The organism is Pseudoalteromonas sp. NZS127_1 (assembly GCF_015864295.1).
Classification (GTDB): domain Bacteria; phylum Pseudomonadota; class Gammaproteobacteria; order Enterobacterales; family Alteromonadaceae; genus Pseudoalteromonas; species Pseudoalteromonas arctica.
The window spans coordinates 71,834-89,281 of record NZ_JADYXO010000015.1 but is presented as its reverse complement, the minus strand read 5'-3'; the positions used below and the strand labels follow the sequence as shown (position 1 = coordinate 89,281).

Annotated in this window: 14 protein-coding genes; 7 read left to right on the top strand and 7 right to left on the bottom strand. The window is 38.1% G+C overall.

The genetic code is table 11. From position 1 onward, the window contains the following. Positions 1-8 precede the first annotated feature (8 nt). Together carA and dapB are read right to left on the bottom strand one after the other, a co-directional pair. Positions 9-1,145, bottom strand: coding sequence for a glutamine-hydrolyzing carbamoyl-phosphate synthase small subunit (carA, locus tag I6F50_RS13965; RefSeq protein ID WP_197140097.1), 1,137 nt, complete (start codon positions 1,143-1,145; stop codon positions 9-11). A 362-nt stretch (positions 1,146-1,507) separates the two neighbouring features. Beyond that, the gene (gene dapB / locus I6F50_RS13960; protein ID WP_197176506.1) at positions 1,508-2,311 is read right to left on the bottom strand and encodes a 4-hydroxy-tetrahydrodipicolinate reductase; all 804 of its coding nucleotides are present in this window, start codon (positions 2,309-2,311) and stop codon (positions 1,508-1,510) included. A 364-nt stretch (positions 2,312-2,675) separates the two neighbouring features. Here dapB and I6F50_RS13955 point away from each other — a divergent pair, with 364 nt between their 5' ends. The 3 genes from I6F50_RS13955 (at position 2,676) to I6F50_RS13945 (ending at position 6,088) form a co-directional block, all read left to right on the top strand. Continuing rightward, a complete protein-coding gene (locus I6F50_RS13955) occupies positions 2,676-3,989 on the top strand; it encodes a Na+/H+ antiporter NhaC family protein (protein WP_007584540.1) in 1,314 nt (437 codons plus the stop codon). A gap of 132 nt (positions 3,990-4,121) precedes the next feature. Then, complete coding sequence (locus I6F50_RS13950) at positions 4,122-4,910, top strand: nucleoside-binding protein (protein ID WP_197176505.1); 789 nt, start codon at positions 4,122-4,124, stop codon at positions 4,908-4,910. A gap of 161 nt (positions 4,911-5,071) precedes the next feature. Beyond that, on the top strand, positions 5,072-6,088 hold the full coding sequence (locus I6F50_RS13945) for an alpha/beta fold hydrolase (protein ID WP_165741048.1): 1,017 nt from the start codon (positions 5,072-5,074) through the stop codon (positions 6,086-6,088). A gap of 67 nt (positions 6,089-6,155) precedes the next feature. On the opposite strand, the gene I6F50_RS13940 is transcribed toward I6F50_RS13945, so the two are convergent. Next, positions 6,156-6,953 carry a M48 family metallopeptidase gene (locus I6F50_RS13940; protein WP_010553413.1) on the bottom strand — a complete coding sequence of 266 codons (798 nt, stop codon included), beginning with the start codon at positions 6,951-6,953 and terminating at the stop codon, positions 6,156-6,158. A 197-nt stretch (positions 6,954-7,150) separates the two neighbouring features. On the opposite strand from I6F50_RS13940, the gene I6F50_RS13935 reads away from it, so the two are divergent. Beyond that, positions 7,151-8,353, top strand: a complete 1,203-nt coding sequence (locus I6F50_RS13935; protein ID WP_010553412.1) for a Bcr/CflA family efflux MFS transporter — start codon at positions 7,151-7,153, stop codon at positions 8,351-8,353. A gap of 34 nt (positions 8,354-8,387) precedes the next feature. On the opposite strand, the gene grpE is transcribed toward I6F50_RS13935, so the two are convergent. Together grpE and I6F50_RS13925 are read right to left on the bottom strand one after the other, a co-directional pair. Continuing rightward, entirely contained in the window at positions 8,388-8,999 is a 612-nt protein-coding gene (gene grpE, locus I6F50_RS13930) for a nucleotide exchange factor GrpE (RefSeq protein ID WP_197176504.1), read from the bottom strand. A 58-nt stretch (positions 9,000-9,057) separates the two neighbouring features. Further along, entirely contained in the window at positions 9,058-10,023 is a 966-nt protein-coding gene (locus I6F50_RS13925) for an HrcA family transcriptional regulator (protein ID WP_166420679.1), read from the bottom strand. Positions 10,024-10,177: 154 nt separating this feature from the next. Between I6F50_RS13925 and nadK the strand changes: the two genes are divergently transcribed. The 3 genes from nadK to recN all read left to right on the top strand — a co-directional run bounded on the left by nadK (position 10,178) and on the right by recN (position 13,712). After that, complete coding sequence (nadK, locus tag I6F50_RS13920) at positions 10,178-11,062, top strand: NAD(+) kinase (protein WP_197176502.1); 885 nt, start codon at positions 10,178-10,180, stop codon at positions 11,060-11,062. 343 nt (positions 11,063-11,405) lie between these two features. Beyond that, entirely contained in the window at positions 11,406-11,963 is a 558-nt protein-coding gene (locus I6F50_RS13915; RefSeq protein ID WP_007584558.1) for a hypothetical protein, read from the top strand. Between the two features lie 75 nt (positions 11,964-12,038). Next, entirely contained in the window at positions 12,039-13,712 is a 1,674-nt protein-coding gene (gene recN, locus I6F50_RS13910; protein WP_007584560.1) for a DNA repair protein RecN, read from the top strand. Positions 13,713-14,083: 371 nt separating this feature from the next. On the opposite strand, the gene I6F50_RS13905 is transcribed toward recN, so the two are convergent. Both I6F50_RS13905 and I6F50_RS13900 read right to left on the bottom strand, forming a co-directional pair. Then, complete coding sequence (locus I6F50_RS13905) at positions 14,084-15,106, bottom strand: GGDEF domain-containing protein (protein WP_331458730.1); 1,023 nt, start codon at positions 15,104-15,106, stop codon at positions 14,084-14,086. A 921-nt stretch (positions 15,107-16,027) separates the two neighbouring features. Continuing rightward, positions 16,028-17,443 carry an FAD-dependent oxidoreductase gene (locus tag I6F50_RS13900; protein ID WP_007584567.1) on the bottom strand — a complete coding sequence of 472 codons (1,416 nt, stop codon included), beginning with the start codon at positions 17,441-17,443 and terminating at the stop codon, positions 16,028-16,030. Positions 17,444-17,448 lie beyond the last annotated feature (5 nt).

Below are 17,448 nucleotides of genomic sequence, written 5' to 3'. Positions count from 1 at the left end.
CAGTTAAATTAGTGTTTACGCGCTTGCATCAAATCGATGAAGTGGTCAAATAATGGGGCTGCATCGTGCGGACCAGGGCTTGCTTCAGGGTGACCCTGGAAGCTAAACGCAGGTTTATCTGTACGATGAATACCTTGAAGCGTTCCGTCAAATAACGATTTGTGCGTGGCACGAAGCGTACTTGGCAGGCTTGACTCTTGCGCAGCAAAACCATGGTTTTGAGCTGTGATCATAACTACATCGCGGTCTAGGTCTTTAACTGGGTGGTTAGCGCCGTGGTGGCCAAATTTCATTTTTTCTGTTTTAGCACCTGAGGCAAGGGCTAATAACTGATGACCTAAACAGATACCAAAAATTGGTGTGTCGGTTTCTAAAAAGGTTTTAATTGCATCAATAGCGTAAGTACATGGCTCAGGATCGCCAGGGCCATTAGATAGGAAGATACCATCAGGGTTTAAAGCCAGTACGTCAGCGGCAGAGGTTTGCGCTGGTACTACTGTAAGTTTACAACCACGGTCTACAAGCATACGTAAAATATTACGCTTTACACCGAAGTCGTAGGCAACAACATGAAACTTTTCATCAGCAGCATCAAGAGTTTTAAATCCTTCGCCTAATGTCCAGCTTGATTCGCGCCACTCAAAATTTTCCTTGGTTGAGACAACTTTTGCTAAATCCATACCTTTTAAGCCTGGGAAGGCTTGCGCGGCTTGTAGCGCTTTACTTTCGTCTAGCTCGTCGCCAGCAATAATACACCCGTTTTGTGCGCCTTTATCACGCAAAATTCGAGTTAACTTTCTGGTGTCGATGTCCGCAATACCTAAAATATTACGTTCTTTTAAGTAATCATCTAACGATTGCTCGTTACGAAAATTACTTGCTAGCAGTGGCAAATCACGGATCACTAGGCCTTTAGCCCAAATTTGATTCGCTTCTTCGTCTTCGCTGTTGGTACCCGTATTACCGATATGTGGGTACGTCAAAGTTACGATTTGTTCCGCGTATGATGGATCAGTCAAAATTTCTTGATAACCAGTCATAGACGTATTGAATACCACTTCACCGACTGACATGCCGTCAGCGCCGATTGCAGTACCGCGAAACACTGTGCCGTCTTCTAGGACTAACAGAGCGGATTTAGTCAAGTTAAACCTCCTAACAGTAAAAAACGGGAGTAAGCAATTGCTTAACACCCCGCCAATACCCAGAGGGATCGTCAAAACTAGATTTTCGTGAGCTTAAATAGTTTTACGCAGTCTTAAATGATGCCGATATAAAACGCTAAACCTTCAATCATTTTTTCTTGCCTAAAACTATTTTTATTCCCACTGAAACCCAGGATTTACTAGCCATTTGGGTATAATTGGAAACACGCATTTAGTAATTTTTGGCAAATTGGCTGCATATTACATGAAGTTGCTATTTAGGTCTAACACTTTTTAGTAAATTGTTACAAACAAGTCACTGTAGGTGAAATTAGACCCAAACAGTTAAAAAAGTAACTAAACTACTTAAGATCTAGCACATCTTGCATATCATAAAGTCCTGCAGGTTTGTTTTTCAACCAGCTTGCAGCCCTTACAGCACCTAGAGCGAACGTCATTCTTGAACTTGCTTTATGGGTTAATTCAAGCCTTTCGCCCATTGTAGCGAAGTATGCGGTGTGTTCACCTACTATATCGCCCCCTCTTAGTACCGAATAACCAATTTCATTTTGCGATTTAGCTGTCTCCACTTGGCTGCGGTCATATACAGCAACCTCGTCGTGGTCCCAGCCTTTAGCCTGTGCAATTGATTCGCCAATGGCTAATGCTGTGCCCGATGGCGCATCGATTTTATGACGATGATGCGCTTCAAATATTTCAATATCTAAATCGTCACCAAACTTAGTTGCCGCTGTTTGTACTAGGTTTAATAGTACATTTACGCCAACACTGTAGTTTCGGGCAAATACAATTGGAATATGTTTGGCTGCATCGTGTAGTAGCGCCATATCCTCGGTTGTTAAACCCGTTGTACCAATAACCATAGGAATTTTTTGTGCTACAGCGGTTTTTAAATGATTTTTCATACCTGCAGGAAGCGTAAAGTCGATTAAAATATCTACATTATCTATTGTGGTTTCTTCGCTAAAGCTAACACTGTTGTCGGCTGCGCTATTTACTTGGTTTACATTAATACCTAATAACGATGAACTACTACGAACGTATGCACCTGTAAGTTGTGTTTGCTCTTTAATTGTCGCTGCTTCTAATAGAGCTAAGCCCATTCTGCCATTAGCACCAAAAACGCCTATTCGATTTGTAGTCATTGTTTTTACCTAATTTAAATTTGAATCCGTTTTTTACTAATCTGAGTATATATCCGGAGGATTGCAAATACGCACTTGGGCATTTTTATGCAACTGGACAAATATTAATCGCTGAAAATAGCGTTACTTTGTAGATATTATCTAAAAGTCATGCAATAGTCAGGTGACCTTTTAATTTAATAATAATAACAATACCAGTTTACTTTAGCCATCTATACATTTAAACTTCTCTTTCGCGTCGATTTGGTCTTTGGCTTGCGGGCGCTGCGGTCTTCTTAATTAATAAAATAAGAGTGACTCGCTAAATTCAGCTAAAAGAGGAGTTTTTGGCTGTTGTATTACTAAACTGTTTACGAGGAATATGATGCAGCCATCATTTAATAAAAACAAAGCTATACTTTCTTTACTTCCCCTACTGACCTTTGTAGCACTATTTTTAGGCTCTGGTTTGTACTTGCAATCGCAAGGGGTTGATTACGCTTTTTATCAACTTCCTGCTCCAGTGGCTATATTACCCGCTATTATGCTTGCGTTTATTTTAAATAAAGGCACAGTAAACGAATGTGTAGAGACCTTTATTAAAGGTGCCGGACACAACAATATTATTACCATGTGTTTAATTTACTTACTTGCAGGTGCTTTTTCTGCCGTTGCCAGTGCAACTGGTGGTGTAGATGCGGTAGTAAATGCTGGCTTATCACTTATTCCACCTTCGTTATTGCTCCCTGGCTTATTTTTAATTGCAGCGGTTGTATCAACAGCTATGGGGACGTCAATGGGAACAATCGGTGCTATTGGGCCTATTGCTTATGCGGTATCAATTAAAACCGGTATAGATCCAGCATTAATGGCAGGTACGATTGTATCTGGCGCTATGTTTGGCGATAACCTATCAATTATTTCCGACACCACTATTGCAGCCACACGAACGCAGGGCTGTGAAATGAAAGACAAGTTTAAAGAGAATCTTAAAATTGCAGTCCCTGCTGCAATACTAACTATTGGCTTGTTGTTTTACTTAACACCTGCAGCACAAGTAGTTGAGACCAAAGATTACGATATTTGGTTAGTACTTCCTTATGCTTTTATTTTAGTGTTAGCCGTTGCTGGCTTGAACGTATTTGTAGTGTTGTTTAGCGGTATTATTTTTGCTGCATTAATGGGCTTTACAGGAAGTTATGAAGGCGCAAGCTTTGTAAAAGATATTTACAAAGGCTTTACCGATATGCAGGAAATATTTTTACTATCAATGTTTATTGGTGGCTTATCTGAATTTATTCGTATTAACGGTGGCCTTGATTTCATTGCCCAAAAAATTCAAGCCATAACTAAAATCATCGCAAAATGGCACCGTAAAGTGGCCGATCAATTAGGTATTGCAGCATTGGTTATGACAAGTAATATGTGTATTGCTAATAATACCGTATCTATTATTGTTGCTGGCCCTATTGCTAAAAAGCTGGCAGATGATGGTGAAATAAGCGGTAAACGCTCTGCAAGTTTGCTTGATATATTTGCTTGTGTAACGCAAGGCTCACTTCCTTATGGCGCACAAGCGCTACTGTTAGGCGCTACGTTTAAAATTAGCCCGTGGGAAGTATCAACGTCTTCTTATTACTGCTTTATTTTAGCCTTTACTGCAATTACTATTATTTGTTTACGCCGTAATAAAGCGTAATAAATTGAGTCATTACATGTTGCAGCTTATTAAGTAGGCTGCAACATGTGTTAAATTAGCGATCAACAAATCAATCTCTTCTGCTATAATTGCCGCTTCCGCGTGTCACTAAAATTATAGTTATAAACAGTTATGAAATTTAAAAAATTACTCCCTTTTATTACCCTTACTTCTCTCGCTTTATCATCGTCGGCTTTCGCTGCCAATTGGAGCAGTACAGCAGTACATATAAATAATGGCAGCCAAAAAAATCCATTCACTGAGCAAGAGTCAGACACCACTGTTTACTCGCTTCAACATGCATCGGGCTATGACTACGGCGATAATTTCTTTTTTATTGATTACAGTAAAGACGATATAGATGACGGTTACCAAGATGCTGATTTTTATGGTGAGTGGTACTCAACGGTTAGCTTATCTGCCATCACTGGTAAGCAAATTAGCTCTGGCGCATTATTAGATGTTGGCCTAACGGGCGGTATTAACGTTGCTGGTGATGCAAAAGTAATGAAGTATCTACCAGGTGTTAAATTAAGCTGGGATGTACCTGGGTTTAACTTTTTTCAAACGCTGTTCACAGCCTACATTGACGATAGTGAAGGTGTAGCAAAAGGCGGCGCACCTATTGAAACTAATAGTTGGATGCTTGATGTAGCTTTTGAATATCCTTTCACTATTGGCTCACAAAAGTTTAGCTTTAAAGGCCACGCTGAATACATCGCAGAGCGTGAAGATGAATTTGGTAACGATGTAGAAGCTTGGATACTAGCACAGCCTATTTTAGTGTGGGATATGGGTCACGCCCTTCAAATGAAAGAAAACACACTACTGCTGGGAATGGAATTACAATACTGGCACAACAAATTAGGTACTGAAGTCACTGAATCGGTACCACAAATCCATATTGAGTGGACATTTTAAGCTTCAACAATCAGCTCTTTACTCAGTAATAATAAGCGAAGCACTATTTTAGCTTCGCTTTTTTTCGTCCACGTAAAACATTTAATTGAACAGGTTTAAATACTTAGTTATTGTTGTACTTCTTTTTAAGCCAAGCGCTCGCCTTTAATAGGAGTAACTGAATGTCGTCGATTAAAGTGATTTGTTTCTCTACTTTATTAGTACTAACAAACAATGCCTTAGCTGGCACTTCTCAAGATACATCCGCCCTTTCTTATGATGCACTATTAAGCAATTACGAATACGATTTTAAGGTAAATTACTTTGCACTTGAGTCGCAAAAACAATCATTAAAAATGGCTTATATTTACTTAAAGCCAACTAAAGCCGATATGCCTACAGTTACACTTATGCATGGCAAAAATTTTAATGCTGACTACTGGACTACCACTGCGCAATACCTGCAATCTTTAGGTTATGGGGTATTAATCCCTGATCAAATTGGTTTTGGCAAGTCGTCTAAGCCAACTAATTACCAGTATTCGTTTGCGACGCTTGCTCATCATACGCGCGCATTAATGGACTCGCTTAATATAAAAGAGTCAGTTGTTATTGGGCACTCTATGGGTGGGATGCTAGCGAGTCGTTTTGCATTAATGTACCCAAACGCCACTAAAAAGCTAATTTTATTAAACCCTATTGGGCTTGAAAACTACTTGCAGTATGTTGATTACAAAGATACTAATTTTTTCTATAAAAACGAGCTTTCAAAAACACCGGAAGGCGTTAAACGTTATCAGCAAAAAAATTACTACGATGGTAAGTGGAATACAACATATTCAGCCTTAACTGACTTTATAACAGGGCAAATACAAGGCCCAGATAAAGAACAAATGGCATGGGTGAATGCAAAAACATACGATATGATTTTCACTCAACCTGTAATAACCGAATTTAAAGATTTAACTGTGCCAGTTAAATTAATTATTGGTACACGCGATAGAACCGGTCCAGGCCGTAACTGGAAAAAAGAGGATGTTGATTACGAGCTTGGTCGATACGATAAATTAGGCAAACACGCTGCAACACTTATTCCTGACGCACAATTATTCGAACTAGATAACTTAGGGCACCTGCCGCACATTGAAGATTTTGAACGCTTTAAAAATGTATTACAAAAGGCGCTTACAACTAAATAGAAGTGAGTGCTGAATATAAAAACCCTGTAAGTAAACTACTTACAGGGTTTTTATTATAGAAGCTAAATTACAACTTACATTGTGGGTTTTTACCCTGTGCTTTAGCTGTACTTTGCTCACTAAGTGCTTTACTCATTTGTGCTTGTAAGTCTTTAATACGACTGCTTGGCGCTGGGTGAGTTGATAAAAACTCAGGTGTTGTACCACTACCTGCTGCACTCATATTTTGCCAAAGGGTTACTGATTCTTGTGGATTAAAGCCTGCTTCAGCCATTAAATCTAAGCCAATTTCATCAGCTTCTGACTCGTGCGAACGGCTAAATGGCAAAACAACACCATACTGTGCGCCTAAGCCTAGACCCTGCATAATTTCATTACGGTATTGAATGTTACCCATTTCAAGTGCTGCACTACCAAGTTGCATACCGGTATCTAAAATAGAGCTTTGTGAAACACGTTCATTAGAATGCTCAGCAATTACGTGCCCTACTTCGTGCCCTAGCACTGTTGCTAGTTGGTCTTGATTGGTGGCTATTTTTAATAAGCCCGTATGAACCCCAATGTAACCACCAGGTAGTGCAAAAGCGTTAGCAGATTCATCTTCAAATACAACTACTTCCCAATTTTGCGACGCGTATTCTTTTGGTAATACAGCGACTACTTTTTCAGCAATGCAATTTACATATGCATTTGTTTTTGCATCTTTATTAATTGGTTGGCTTTTTTTCATATCTGCAAAACTAGCAGTGCCCATTTCACTCATTTGTTGATCTGAGTAAAGCGCTATTTGAGTGCGTCCAGTTGGTGACGTTTTACAACCGACTAAAACGGCTGTCGCTAATACTGCAAGTACTAGTTTTTTCATGATAATTCTCTTAAGTAATGAATTTTTTATTGCTTGTAGAATAGCAAACACAGTACCAATTTAAAATATTTGCTTTATATACCTTTATATTAAAAAGATGCGATAAGACGATAAACTTAGCAGGCAAACTAAGTTTATCCAAATACAATGCCCTGTTACACTATAGCCCTTGTTTTTAGTGATTGTTGAGTTTACACATGGACGCCTCAGCCTCGTCTTTTAATACCCGTATTTTATTGCCTTTATTAGCCAGTATCGTGGCGATTACTCCTTTGGCTATTGATATGTATTTGCCCGCCATGCTGGTAATTGCAAGCGATTTACAAACTAATATGCCAAATGTACAAATATCGTTGAGTATTTACTTAGCGGGTTATTCATTGGGGATGTTATTTTTTGGCCCTATTGCCGATCAAATTGGCCGCCGTAAGCTCGCACGTATTGGCTTAACCCTATTTGGCGCAAGCTCACTTGCACTCGCATTTACAACCGAAATCCATGCGTTTTGGACTCTTAGAGCAGTGCAAGCATTTACCGGAGCGGCAGCAACCGTAGTCGTACCGGGTATTATTCGCCATATTTATCAGCAAAATACAGCTAAGGGAATGTCGTATGTGTCGATGATCATGATGGTAGCACCGTTAGTAGCCCCCTCTGTTGGTTCGTTTATTTTAGGATTTTCTGTTTGGTCAACCATATTTTTGGTTCTTGCTGGATATAGCTTTTTAATATTAGCGTTTGTACAAGTGTATTTAATAGATATACCTATTCATAAAAATGAGAAAAAAGGCCTCGCTCTATTTTTTGATAGCTATAAAACAGTACTGAGTAATAAAGACGCGCGTGCGGATATACTCAGTTCTATGTTTGTATCGTTTGGATTTTTTTGCTTTTTGACCTCAGTACCATTTATTTATTTAGATTTATATGAAGTATCAGAACAGTTATTTGGTGTGTTATTTGCGTTTAATGTAATGGCGCTTATGTTTGGTAACTTTTTAAATACGCGAATTGTACCAAGGCTGGGCTCTCGAAAAATGCTCTATATTGGGCTTGTATGTGGGTTTGTATCGGGGCTTGCGCTGTTAACATTTAGCTTATTGCACTTATCACTTTATTATATTGTGGCTGCTATTGCGCCATTAATGATGAGTTTAGGTGTCACTGCAAGTAATGCTGATTCGCTAATATTAATGAAGTTTGAAAGAAACACAGGTACAGCAACGGCCGTAATTGGCACACTTCGTTTTGGTAGTGGTGCATTAGTTGGCCCGCTACTCGCCATTATGCACGCAAAAAGCGCAGTGCCATTTTCAAGTTTAATGTTTAGTGCTGTATTACTCACTATGCTCGTACAGCTAATTCACTATAAAAAAGACAAAAAAAATGCCTCAATATGAGGCATTTTTATCAAAGCTAATAACCTTAAATTAATTAAGCGTCAGCAGCTTTAGAAACCATAACCATTGCAGGGCGTAATAAACGACCATTCAATGTGTAACCTTTTTGCATAACAGCAAGTACTGTATTAGGTGTTACATCGTTACTTGGTTGAATTGACATTGCTTGATGAAAATCTGGATTAAACTGCTCACCTTGTGGGTTTACAATTTCAACACCAAATTTAGAAACAGCATCATTAAAGCTCTTAACCGTCATATCGATACCTTCAAGTAACGGCTTTAATGTTTCATTTTCTTTGTCAGAAAACTCAATCGCGCGTTCAAGGTTATCGATTACAGGTAGTAATTCGTTAGCAAATTTTTCTAGTGCAAATTTATGCGCTTTTTCTACATCTTGTGCTGCACGACGACGAATATTATCTACGTCTGCGGCTGCACGAACAACACCATCTTTTTGATCGGCAATTGTTTGCTTAGCGGCTTCAAGCTCTGCATATAGCATCGCTATTTCTGCTTCAGGGCTTTGCTCTTGCTCTGAATGTTGATCAGCGGCTTCAACTGCTGCTTCTACATCGGCCTGCATTTTAGAAATTTCTTCGTTTAATTCTACTTCTTGCTCAGGGTTTTGTGTCTGCTCAGACATAAAATACGTGCTCCAATTCTTTTCAACTGCGGTAATTATGGGGATTGAATAAAAAGATTCAAGAGTTAGATGTCTCAATTAATTTAAATTCTTGAATTATTTCTTCAATCTGCGCTGATTTAGGGCAAATTATACAAAAGCGGCTTTGATATTCTTGATTTTGAAAGTAAGGCACGCTTATTACAATCAATTCATCGCACTCAGTAAAAGGCAATTTTTCGCTATTAAGTACCGATACACCATTTTTAAAAGCAAGTTTATCTTCTACATAATTTAAAAACGAAACACCAATATTTAAACTTTGTTCGCAGTCTATTTGTTTGTAGAGGTAATTTTCACCAACAACAATACTATTATCTGAGCCTAATTTTTGGCTTAGTTGTCGCGTCCACTGATTAAGCGAATCATGACAATTGTTAGGGGCTGTATTGGCCATTGCTTGCATACGGTACAAACCTTCCATTAAGGTCTGTTGGCTAAATACCGTATTTAACCACGTCGCAAATTGATAACGAACAGAGTCTGACGAATCATGAGGTTTATCAATACAAATATTATGACTCTGCCCTGCCCTATCTATTAATAAAATAAGCCAGTCGGTAGAATCAAAATCAAGCACTTCCACTCTAAATACTTGCTGTGAGCTGGCTTGTGGTAAACCAACGCAACAACACACTTGATATTTTTGGCTCAAGGCATGCGCGAGCTCAACGAGTTGTGATTGCTCCGGTTGCCAATAAGTAGCAATATCAGCAAGCACAAAAAATTCGTCAAACCAATAATCAAACCCTTCATTTGTGGGTACTCGCCCAGCGGATGTATGAGGTGAATACAATAAGCCCACTTTTTCTAAGCGAGCCATAGCATTACGTACCGTAGCCGAACACACTGCCATCCCTTTAAGCTTAGCAATTTTTGTTGATGGGACGGGCAAACCCTCACCATTACAGTACATGTTCATAACAGCTGAAAAAATTTGCTGATCTCGTGGGTTTAGTTTCATGGTATCTACATCTTGTTGCATGAAAGAGATATCGGGGCGTTTAGTTGTTTTTCAAGTCGTGCAGCTAACTCACAGTAAATAAAACTGATGGTTTATAATATTGCTATAATCTGTATTTTCAAACACTTCTGTTTTGAGTTACTCTACAATTATTAAATCTCTTTGTGCGTACATTATGGACTCTCCTTTTAACACCATAGGCCTAATTGGCAAACCTAATCATCCGGGAGCAGCGGCTACTCTGCAGCGTCTACATACATTTTTACTTGCGCTTGGCTTTGAGGTAATAGTAGAAAAACGCACGGGGAGTCAATTAGATAATATCCCTTCAGACAAACTCGTTAAATTAGTCGACTTAGGTGAACAAGCCGATTTAGCCATTGTTGTGGGCGGTGACGGTAACATGCTTGGTGCTGCACGCGTGCTTGCACGCTTTAATATTGCTGTTATTGGTGTAAATAGAGGTAACCTTGGCTTTTTAACTGATTTAAACCCCGAAGGGTTTGAAGCGAGCTTAGAGCAAGTACTCAGTGGTGAGTATCTTGAAGAAAAACGTTTTTTATTAGAAGTAGAAGTATATCGCCACAACGAATTAAAAAGTGCAAACTCAGCCGTTAACGAAGCGGTACTTCATGCCGATAAAGTAGCGCACATGATTGAATTTGAAGCTTTTATAAATAATGACTTTGTGTTTTCTCAGCGCTCCGATGGTTTAATAGTATCAACCCCGACAGGCTCTACGGCGTATTCACTTTCAGGTGGCGGTCCAATATTAACGCCAGAACTAAATGCTATATCGTTAGTACCTATGTTTCCTCATACCTTATCTAGCAGACCTTTAGTGGTAGATGCCGATAATGAAGTTCGTTTAAAGCTAAGCCTAGAAAATACAGATAGCCTACAGGTAAGCTGCGACAGCCACGTAGTGCTAGCCGTATTACCCGGCGATGAGGTAGTAATTAAAAAAGCCGATAAACAATTGCGCTTAATTCATCCAAAAAATTACTCTTACTACAACGTTTTACGTACAAAACTGAATTGGGGTAGTCGTTTGTACTAGGACCTGTTTATCTTTCGAGGTTAAATTTGCAGCTGTATATTTGGTATTTAGGCAAGGCAGAGCCTATGTAGTGTGGTTATTCCCCATAAATAGGCGATAACACAGCATAAAGGCCAAACATGCGCTGCCCTAAGGGTTCTTTCTAGGGGCGATTGACTCTTTGTTGTTCGGTTTTTACTTAGCCCACTAGGTTTCAAACCTCTCGCCGCGATTAAATCGCCCCTAGATTGAACAAATCTTAATCCTGAAAGGTCAACACGCCCTATTCTTATTGCCAAATTTGGTACTATAAAGCAAAATGGCGACTTAAAATAATAATCAACTAATTTAGGAACGAGTAGCAATGACTTATGTAGTATTCTTTGCTTTACTGCTATTAATTACACTTTTATACAGTTACCTCAAAATTGAGAGTAACCGTAAAAAAGCGATAGAAGCTAGAAAAAAGCTATTTAATGAACGTGTTTCGCATGTAAATACGCGCCTTAAAGCAAAGCTTAATGATCTACTTGATGCTAAAATAATTCGCCCAAAATACGTTCCTCGCATTCAAGCTATTGTAAATAATTTTTTTGTTGTTCAATCACATACAGACGAGAACTTGCAACAGCTTGAAGATACCGCCGACCTACTAATTAATACGTTGTCCAACGAGTTAATTAAAATCAATCAAACAAATATAATTCAACCATTGATTGATAATATACAGTACTTTGTATCTGAGTTGCCCCAGCAAGGCATTTTATACAATAAGAGTTTTTATATTAATACATTACCTCCCCTCATTGCTCTGCTTAAAACCGAAGAGAGTATACAACCTACTGATATTGTTGATGATCAAATTGATGCATCTTCCCAAACTTCCGATACACAGTTTACTCAAGATGTAAGTGTTGCTTAAATAATAAAAAATTAATTTGCAAAAAACCAAAACACTGTATAAATTAACAGTTAATTGACTGGATGGATAAACAGTATGTTAATTGGTTTAGAAGTTAAAAACTTTGCAATCGTAAGTAATTTAAGCACAGAATGGCGCAGCGGTATGACTGCGATCACAGGTGAGACAGGTGCTGGTAAATCTATTGCTATTGATGCCTTATCGCTATGCTTAGGTGAGCGCGCTGAAGCATCAGCAGTTCGCCCAAGCTCTGATAAAGCAGAAGTATGTGCACAATTTGACTTAACAGATCTACCGCTTGCTCAAGCATTTTTAGAGCAACATATGCTAAGCACTTCTGACAACGAGTGCTTATTACGTCGTGTTGTTTGTAAAAATGGCCGTAGTAAAAGCTATATTAATGGTAGTGCAGTTACCGCATCACAATTAAAAGAACTTGGTCAATATTTAATATCTATTCATGGACAACATGCCCACCAATATTTATTAAAAGCTGAGCATCAGTTACAGCTTTTAGATGCCTATGCAGGGCATCACCACTTAGTAAACTCAGTAAATAAAAACTATAAACAGTTTGCTAACTTACAAAAAGAATTTAAACACTTAGAACAACAACAGCAGCAACAAGCAGCGCAAAAACAATTGTTAGAGTATCAAGTTGCTGAGCTTGATGAATTTGCATTACAAGAAAATGAGTTTGATTTAATTGAGGCTGAGCATTACAAACTAAGCAATAGCCAAACAATATTAGAATCGTGCCAACGTGAGTTACAACACTTATATGAAAGTGATGAGCAAAACGCTTGCTCATTACTACAGCACAGCGCTCAACAATTTACCGAACTGGCTCAATATGACGAAAGTTTAGCAAGCGTAGCTGCTATGCTTAGCGAAGCCGCTGTACAAGTTGAAGAAGCAAGCCGCGAAGTGCGCAATTACACTGAGCAAGCAGATTTAGACCCGGCACGCTTAGTTGAAGTAGAAAATAGGCTAAGTGGAGCGATGGATTTAGCGCGTAAGCATCATATAAAACCACAGCAGTTAGTTGAGTTTCATCAATCGATTGCTCAAGAACTTGAGTCAATAAGTAATAATAGTAATCGTCTGGAGCAGCTTGAGTCAGAAATAGAAAGCGCGTTACTTAGTTACAAGCAAACTGCTGATGAATTAAGTAAAAGCCGCTGCGAGTATGCTAATACACTTAACACACTAATAAGTGAAAGCATGGCTAACTTATCAATGGAAAACGGTGTTTTTGAAATAGCCTTAACTCAAGAGAGTAATCGTACACCAAACAGCCTAGGCTTTGATAATGTCTCGTTTTTAGTATCAACTAATCCGGGACAACCACTTCAACCATTAGCTAAAGTAGCATCAGGTGGTGAGCTTTCTCGTATAAGTCTTGCTATACAGGTAATTATTGCCCAAAAAGTAACAACCCCAACGCTTATTTTTGATGAAGTTGATGTAGGTATTTCTGGCCCAACGGCATCTGCTGTAGGTAAGTTATTACGCCAATTAGGTAAATCAACTCAAGTAATTTGTGTTACTCATTTACCGCAAGTTGCCAGTAGTGCACATCAGCAATTTTTTGTAGCTAAAGAAATAGCACAAGGCGAAACGTTTACTCATATGCTGCCTTTAAATAAAGATGGCCGTATTAATGAAATAGCCCGTTTACTTGGCGGCGATAACATAAGCAAAACAGCTAAAGCAAATGCTAAAGAACTAATAATGGCTCACGCCTAATGTGTTAGTAAATAACGTCTTCAAGGATTAAATAATGCACAGTACTTTAGTTGATTTTTGTATAATTTTAAGTTGGTTGTTATTAGTACTAAGCACCTGTTTAATTATATTTAGTAAATATAAACATACTTGTTTTAAACAACGTTTATTTAAGTTTTTAAATAGCTTTTTAGTTTTTCAACTAATCGTTGTGGCCTATTACTTTACTAGCGAAAAAATAAATGGACTAAGTGATTTAGGTGTTAGTTATTGGGTTTTAATTACAATGCAGATTGCGTGTATTGTAATATGCTACATGAGCTTAAAACGTAGAAAGGCTAAAATAAGGCCATCCCTTGATTCGTTTTCAATGGATTAAAGTAAATAAACATTTAAAAAGAGCACGTTCTGTTTTTACCTTGCTCTTTTGCTTTATAAAGTAGTTCATCAGCATGCTTAATATCTAGGTCAATTGAGCGTTCAGCGTTTGCAGCTGTGATGCCAATGCTTAGCGTTATATTTACACTATCTGAAAATAAGCTTACAGCTGAAGCTTTAAGGGCATTATGGATTTTTTCTGCAACGAGCTCGCCATCATCAACGGTTACATTTGGAATCACAATTAAAAACTCCTCACCGCCCCAACGTGAAGCAATCGCATTTTGCGGAATATTATTTTCAAATATTTTGGCTAAATGGATAAGAGCTTCATCGCCAAAATCATGGCCGAATTGATCATTAATTTTTTTAAAATTATCTACATCAGCTAATAATATTACAAACGGAATATTATTATTTTTAAGCTCATTTTTAAAAGCTATAAGCTTATTCATAGTGAAACGACGGTTTGGCAGATTAGTGAGTGGATCTATAGTTGCTAAAAATTCATTTTTTTGGCTTAAAGCAATTAATTTACTGCTGTATTTTTCTCTTGAAAATTCGTAATAACCACTCAGCGATGCAACAATTATAAAAGCGAGTATGATTCTGACTGGAAACTGCTCAGGATTGTAGTCATATATATTAAATGTATCAGCGCAATAGAAACCGAGAACAATTGCCGATAAAAATAAAACAATATCAAACGTCCCTCGTTTAAGCCCTCGAATTGAATAAGTAACAGGAGACACTATAAATATCCATATAGGCCCTGTACCTTGTGCTCCTCCTGTAAGTACAAGATAAAACATAAGTGCATACAGGTTATATAAAATTACAGTTGCAGACTTCTCTACACCTCTACCTATATTAAACGCAGATAAGTAAACAAACGAAGAAACAACCAAAGTAAATGCTAATAAATAGCTGCTGTTAATAAATGCTAAGCTAGCCATCGAAAACGTTGCTATAAAGCCTATTGAGGAAAAGAACCGAACAATGAGCTTCCTTTCTAAATTGTTTGAATATTCGTACATAATTTCTATTTATTTATTAATGTATAAAAGCAAACTTATAGATATAAAGTAAGCAAACCGTAAACAGCGTGCAATAATGAACCTACTTTATATTTAAATCAACTATTAAGGTTAGTAATTAGCACTGACAATTGTGCACATATTTTTAGCCTCTTGCATTTATCTCAGGTAAGTACATTTTTACGATATTAAATTGCTTGGCACTAATACCATTTGCTAAATTATATAAGTACGCCCTTTTATTCCTGCAATAATCGAACTGACTGGTAGTCAAAAAATAATATAAACCTGCACAGTTAAAGATGGTAGTAACTATTCTATGAATTGTGCCTGGACCGAGTCAACAACACATTAATCAATAAAAGTGCCGCTACAAAAAATACACGCACTATACAAATCCGCGATAATACTCAATCAATTTCAAGGATTGAACTTGGCGCTAACTGCGTTAAAACTTTCGAGATACGACTGCATGAATACAAAGCAATGTAGAGGTAATTGCCGAGAACACCTAAGTAGCGAAACTTTAGCCTCATTATCGACATAATTTTGTTATCTCAAAATAGATCACTTAATTAAGCGAATTGGTATTAGAGTATATAAACGACATAGAAGAAAGAAGTGTCGATAACGTTTATATATATGAAACGAGTCCTGAAAGCCGCTTAGTAGATACCTAAAGAAATCGCATTTGGCTTATAAAGAACAACCCATAATGGCAAAGCAGTTTCTTTGAAAGTTACTATATAAGGTTTCTACATGAAGTTACTAACAAAAGGTGTTGTTCAAGAAAGCCATACAAAAGGTGGTATAAATATAGCCCCATTTGTCACTAATTATGTTGACATTACATTTGGATAAAACAAATAAAAAAGCAAGCCACTTGGCTTGCTTTAAATATCGTTATTTTAACACGAAAAATTAAACTTTTAAGTAATCCATAATACCTTCTGCAGCGTTACGTCCTTCAAAAATAGCAGTTACCACTAAATCTGAACCACGTACAATGTCGCCACCAGCAAATATTTTAGGGTTAGTAGTTTGATGTGTAAACTCACCTTGTTCTGGTGCGTTAATACCGCCCCAGTTGTTTATTTCTACATCGTATTTTTCTAACCAATCCATTTTGTGAGGCTGGAAACCAAACGCCATAATAACTTGATCAGCTTCAATAACATGTTCTGAACCAGGTACTTCTTCAGCACGGCTTCTGCCTTTTGCGTCAGGTTCACCTAATTTAGTTTTAACCATTTTAACGCCGGTCACTTTACCTTTATCGTTCAGTACAATGCCTTTAGGCTGAACGTTATACGTAAATATAACGCCTTCTTCTTTCGCGTTTTTAACTTCACGTTTAGAGCCTGGCATATTTTCTTTATCACGACGATAAGCACACGTTACTTTTGCAGCATTTTGTCGAATAGACGTACGCACACAGTCCATCGCTGTATCACCACCGCCAAGTACAACTACTTTTTGATTAGCCATATCAATACACGGTTGTTTTGTCTCGTCGTAGCCCATTACACGGTTCGTGTTACCAATCAAAAACGGCAATGCATCGTGAACACCCGCTGCATCTTCATTTTCAAGACCTGCACGCATACTCTGATACGTACCAACCCCTAAAAACACAGCGTCGTAATCAGCTAAAATTTGGTCAAGTGTAATATCAACACCTACTTCAACATTTAACTTAAATTCTACGCCCATTTCAGTGAAAATTTCACGGCGCTTTTGCATTACTGATTTTTCAAGTTTAAAAGAAGGAATACCAAATGTGAGTAGTCCACCTATTTCTGGGTGACGATCAAACACCACTGGTTTAACACCGTTACGCACTAAAATATCAGCACACCCTAAACCTGCAGGGCCCGCACCAATAATGGCTACTTTTTTGTCAGTCCATGTTACATAAGACATATCAGGCTTCCAGCCCATTTTAAATGCCTCATCAGTAATGTATTTTTCAATATTACCAATTGTAACCGCACCAAACTCTTCATCGAGCGTACACGAGCCTTCACACAAGCGGTCTTGTGGGCAAACACGCCCACAAACCTCTGGTAAGCTATTTGTACGATGAGAAAGCTCTGCCGCCTCTATAATACGGCCTGTGCGTATTAACTTTAGCCATTGTGGAATGTAGTTATGTACTGGACATTTCCACTCACAGTATGGGTTACCACAATCTAAACAACGGTCAGCTTGTGAGTTAACCTGATTCTCTGAAAAGGGTTCGTAAATTTCTACGAAAGATTTTTTACGTGACGAGATTGGTTTTTTGCGTGGGTCTACACGCTGCACGTCTATAAATTGATATACATTTTCGCTCATACTGC

What these genes read in the sequence shown, in the direction of transcription:
- I6F50_RS13925 (WP_166420679.1), bottom strand. Translation starts at nt 10,023, where the DNA reads ATGCAACAAGATGTAGATACCATGAAACTAAACCCACGAGATCAGCAA.
- nadK (WP_197176502.1), top strand. Translation starts at nt 10,178, where the DNA reads ATGGACTCTCCTTTTAACACCATAGGCCTAATTGGCAAACCTAATCAT.
- recN (WP_007584560.1), top strand. Translation starts at nt 12,039, where the DNA reads ATGTTAATTGGTTTAGAAGTTAAAAACTTTGCAATCGTAAGTAATTTA.
- grpE (WP_197176504.1), bottom strand. Translation starts at nt 8,999, where the DNA reads ATGTCTGAGCAGACACAAAACCCTGAGCAAGAAGTAGAATTAAACGAA.
- I6F50_RS13940 (WP_010553413.1), bottom strand. Translation starts at nt 6,953, where the DNA reads ATGAAAAAACTAGTACTTGCAGTATTAGCGACAGCCGTTTTAGTCGGT.
- I6F50_RS13905 (WP_331458730.1), bottom strand. Translation starts at nt 15,106, where the DNA reads ATGTACGAATATTCAAACAATTTAGAAAGGAAGCTCATTGTTCGGTTC.
- I6F50_RS13950 (WP_197176505.1), top strand. Translation starts at nt 4,122, where the DNA reads ATGAAATTTAAAAAATTACTCCCTTTTATTACCCTTACTTCTCTCGCT.
- I6F50_RS13915 (WP_007584558.1), top strand. Translation starts at nt 11,406, where the DNA reads ATGACTTATGTAGTATTCTTTGCTTTACTGCTATTAATTACACTTTTA.
- I6F50_RS13955 (WP_007584540.1), top strand. Translation starts at nt 2,676, where the DNA reads ATGCAGCCATCATTTAATAAAAACAAAGCTATACTTTCTTTACTTCCC.
- dapB (WP_197176506.1), bottom strand. Translation starts at nt 2,311, where the DNA reads ATGACTACAAATCGAATAGGCGTTTTTGGTGCTAATGGCAGAATGGGC.
- I6F50_RS13935 (WP_010553412.1), top strand. Translation starts at nt 7,151, where the DNA reads ATGGACGCCTCAGCCTCGTCTTTTAATACCCGTATTTTATTGCCTTTA.
- I6F50_RS13900 (WP_007584567.1), bottom strand. Translation starts at nt 17,443, where the DNA reads ATGAGCGAAAATGTATATCAATTTATAGACGTGCAGCGTGTAGACCCA.
- I6F50_RS13945 (WP_165741048.1), top strand. Translation starts at nt 5,072, where the DNA reads ATGTCGTCGATTAAAGTGATTTGTTTCTCTACTTTATTAGTACTAACA.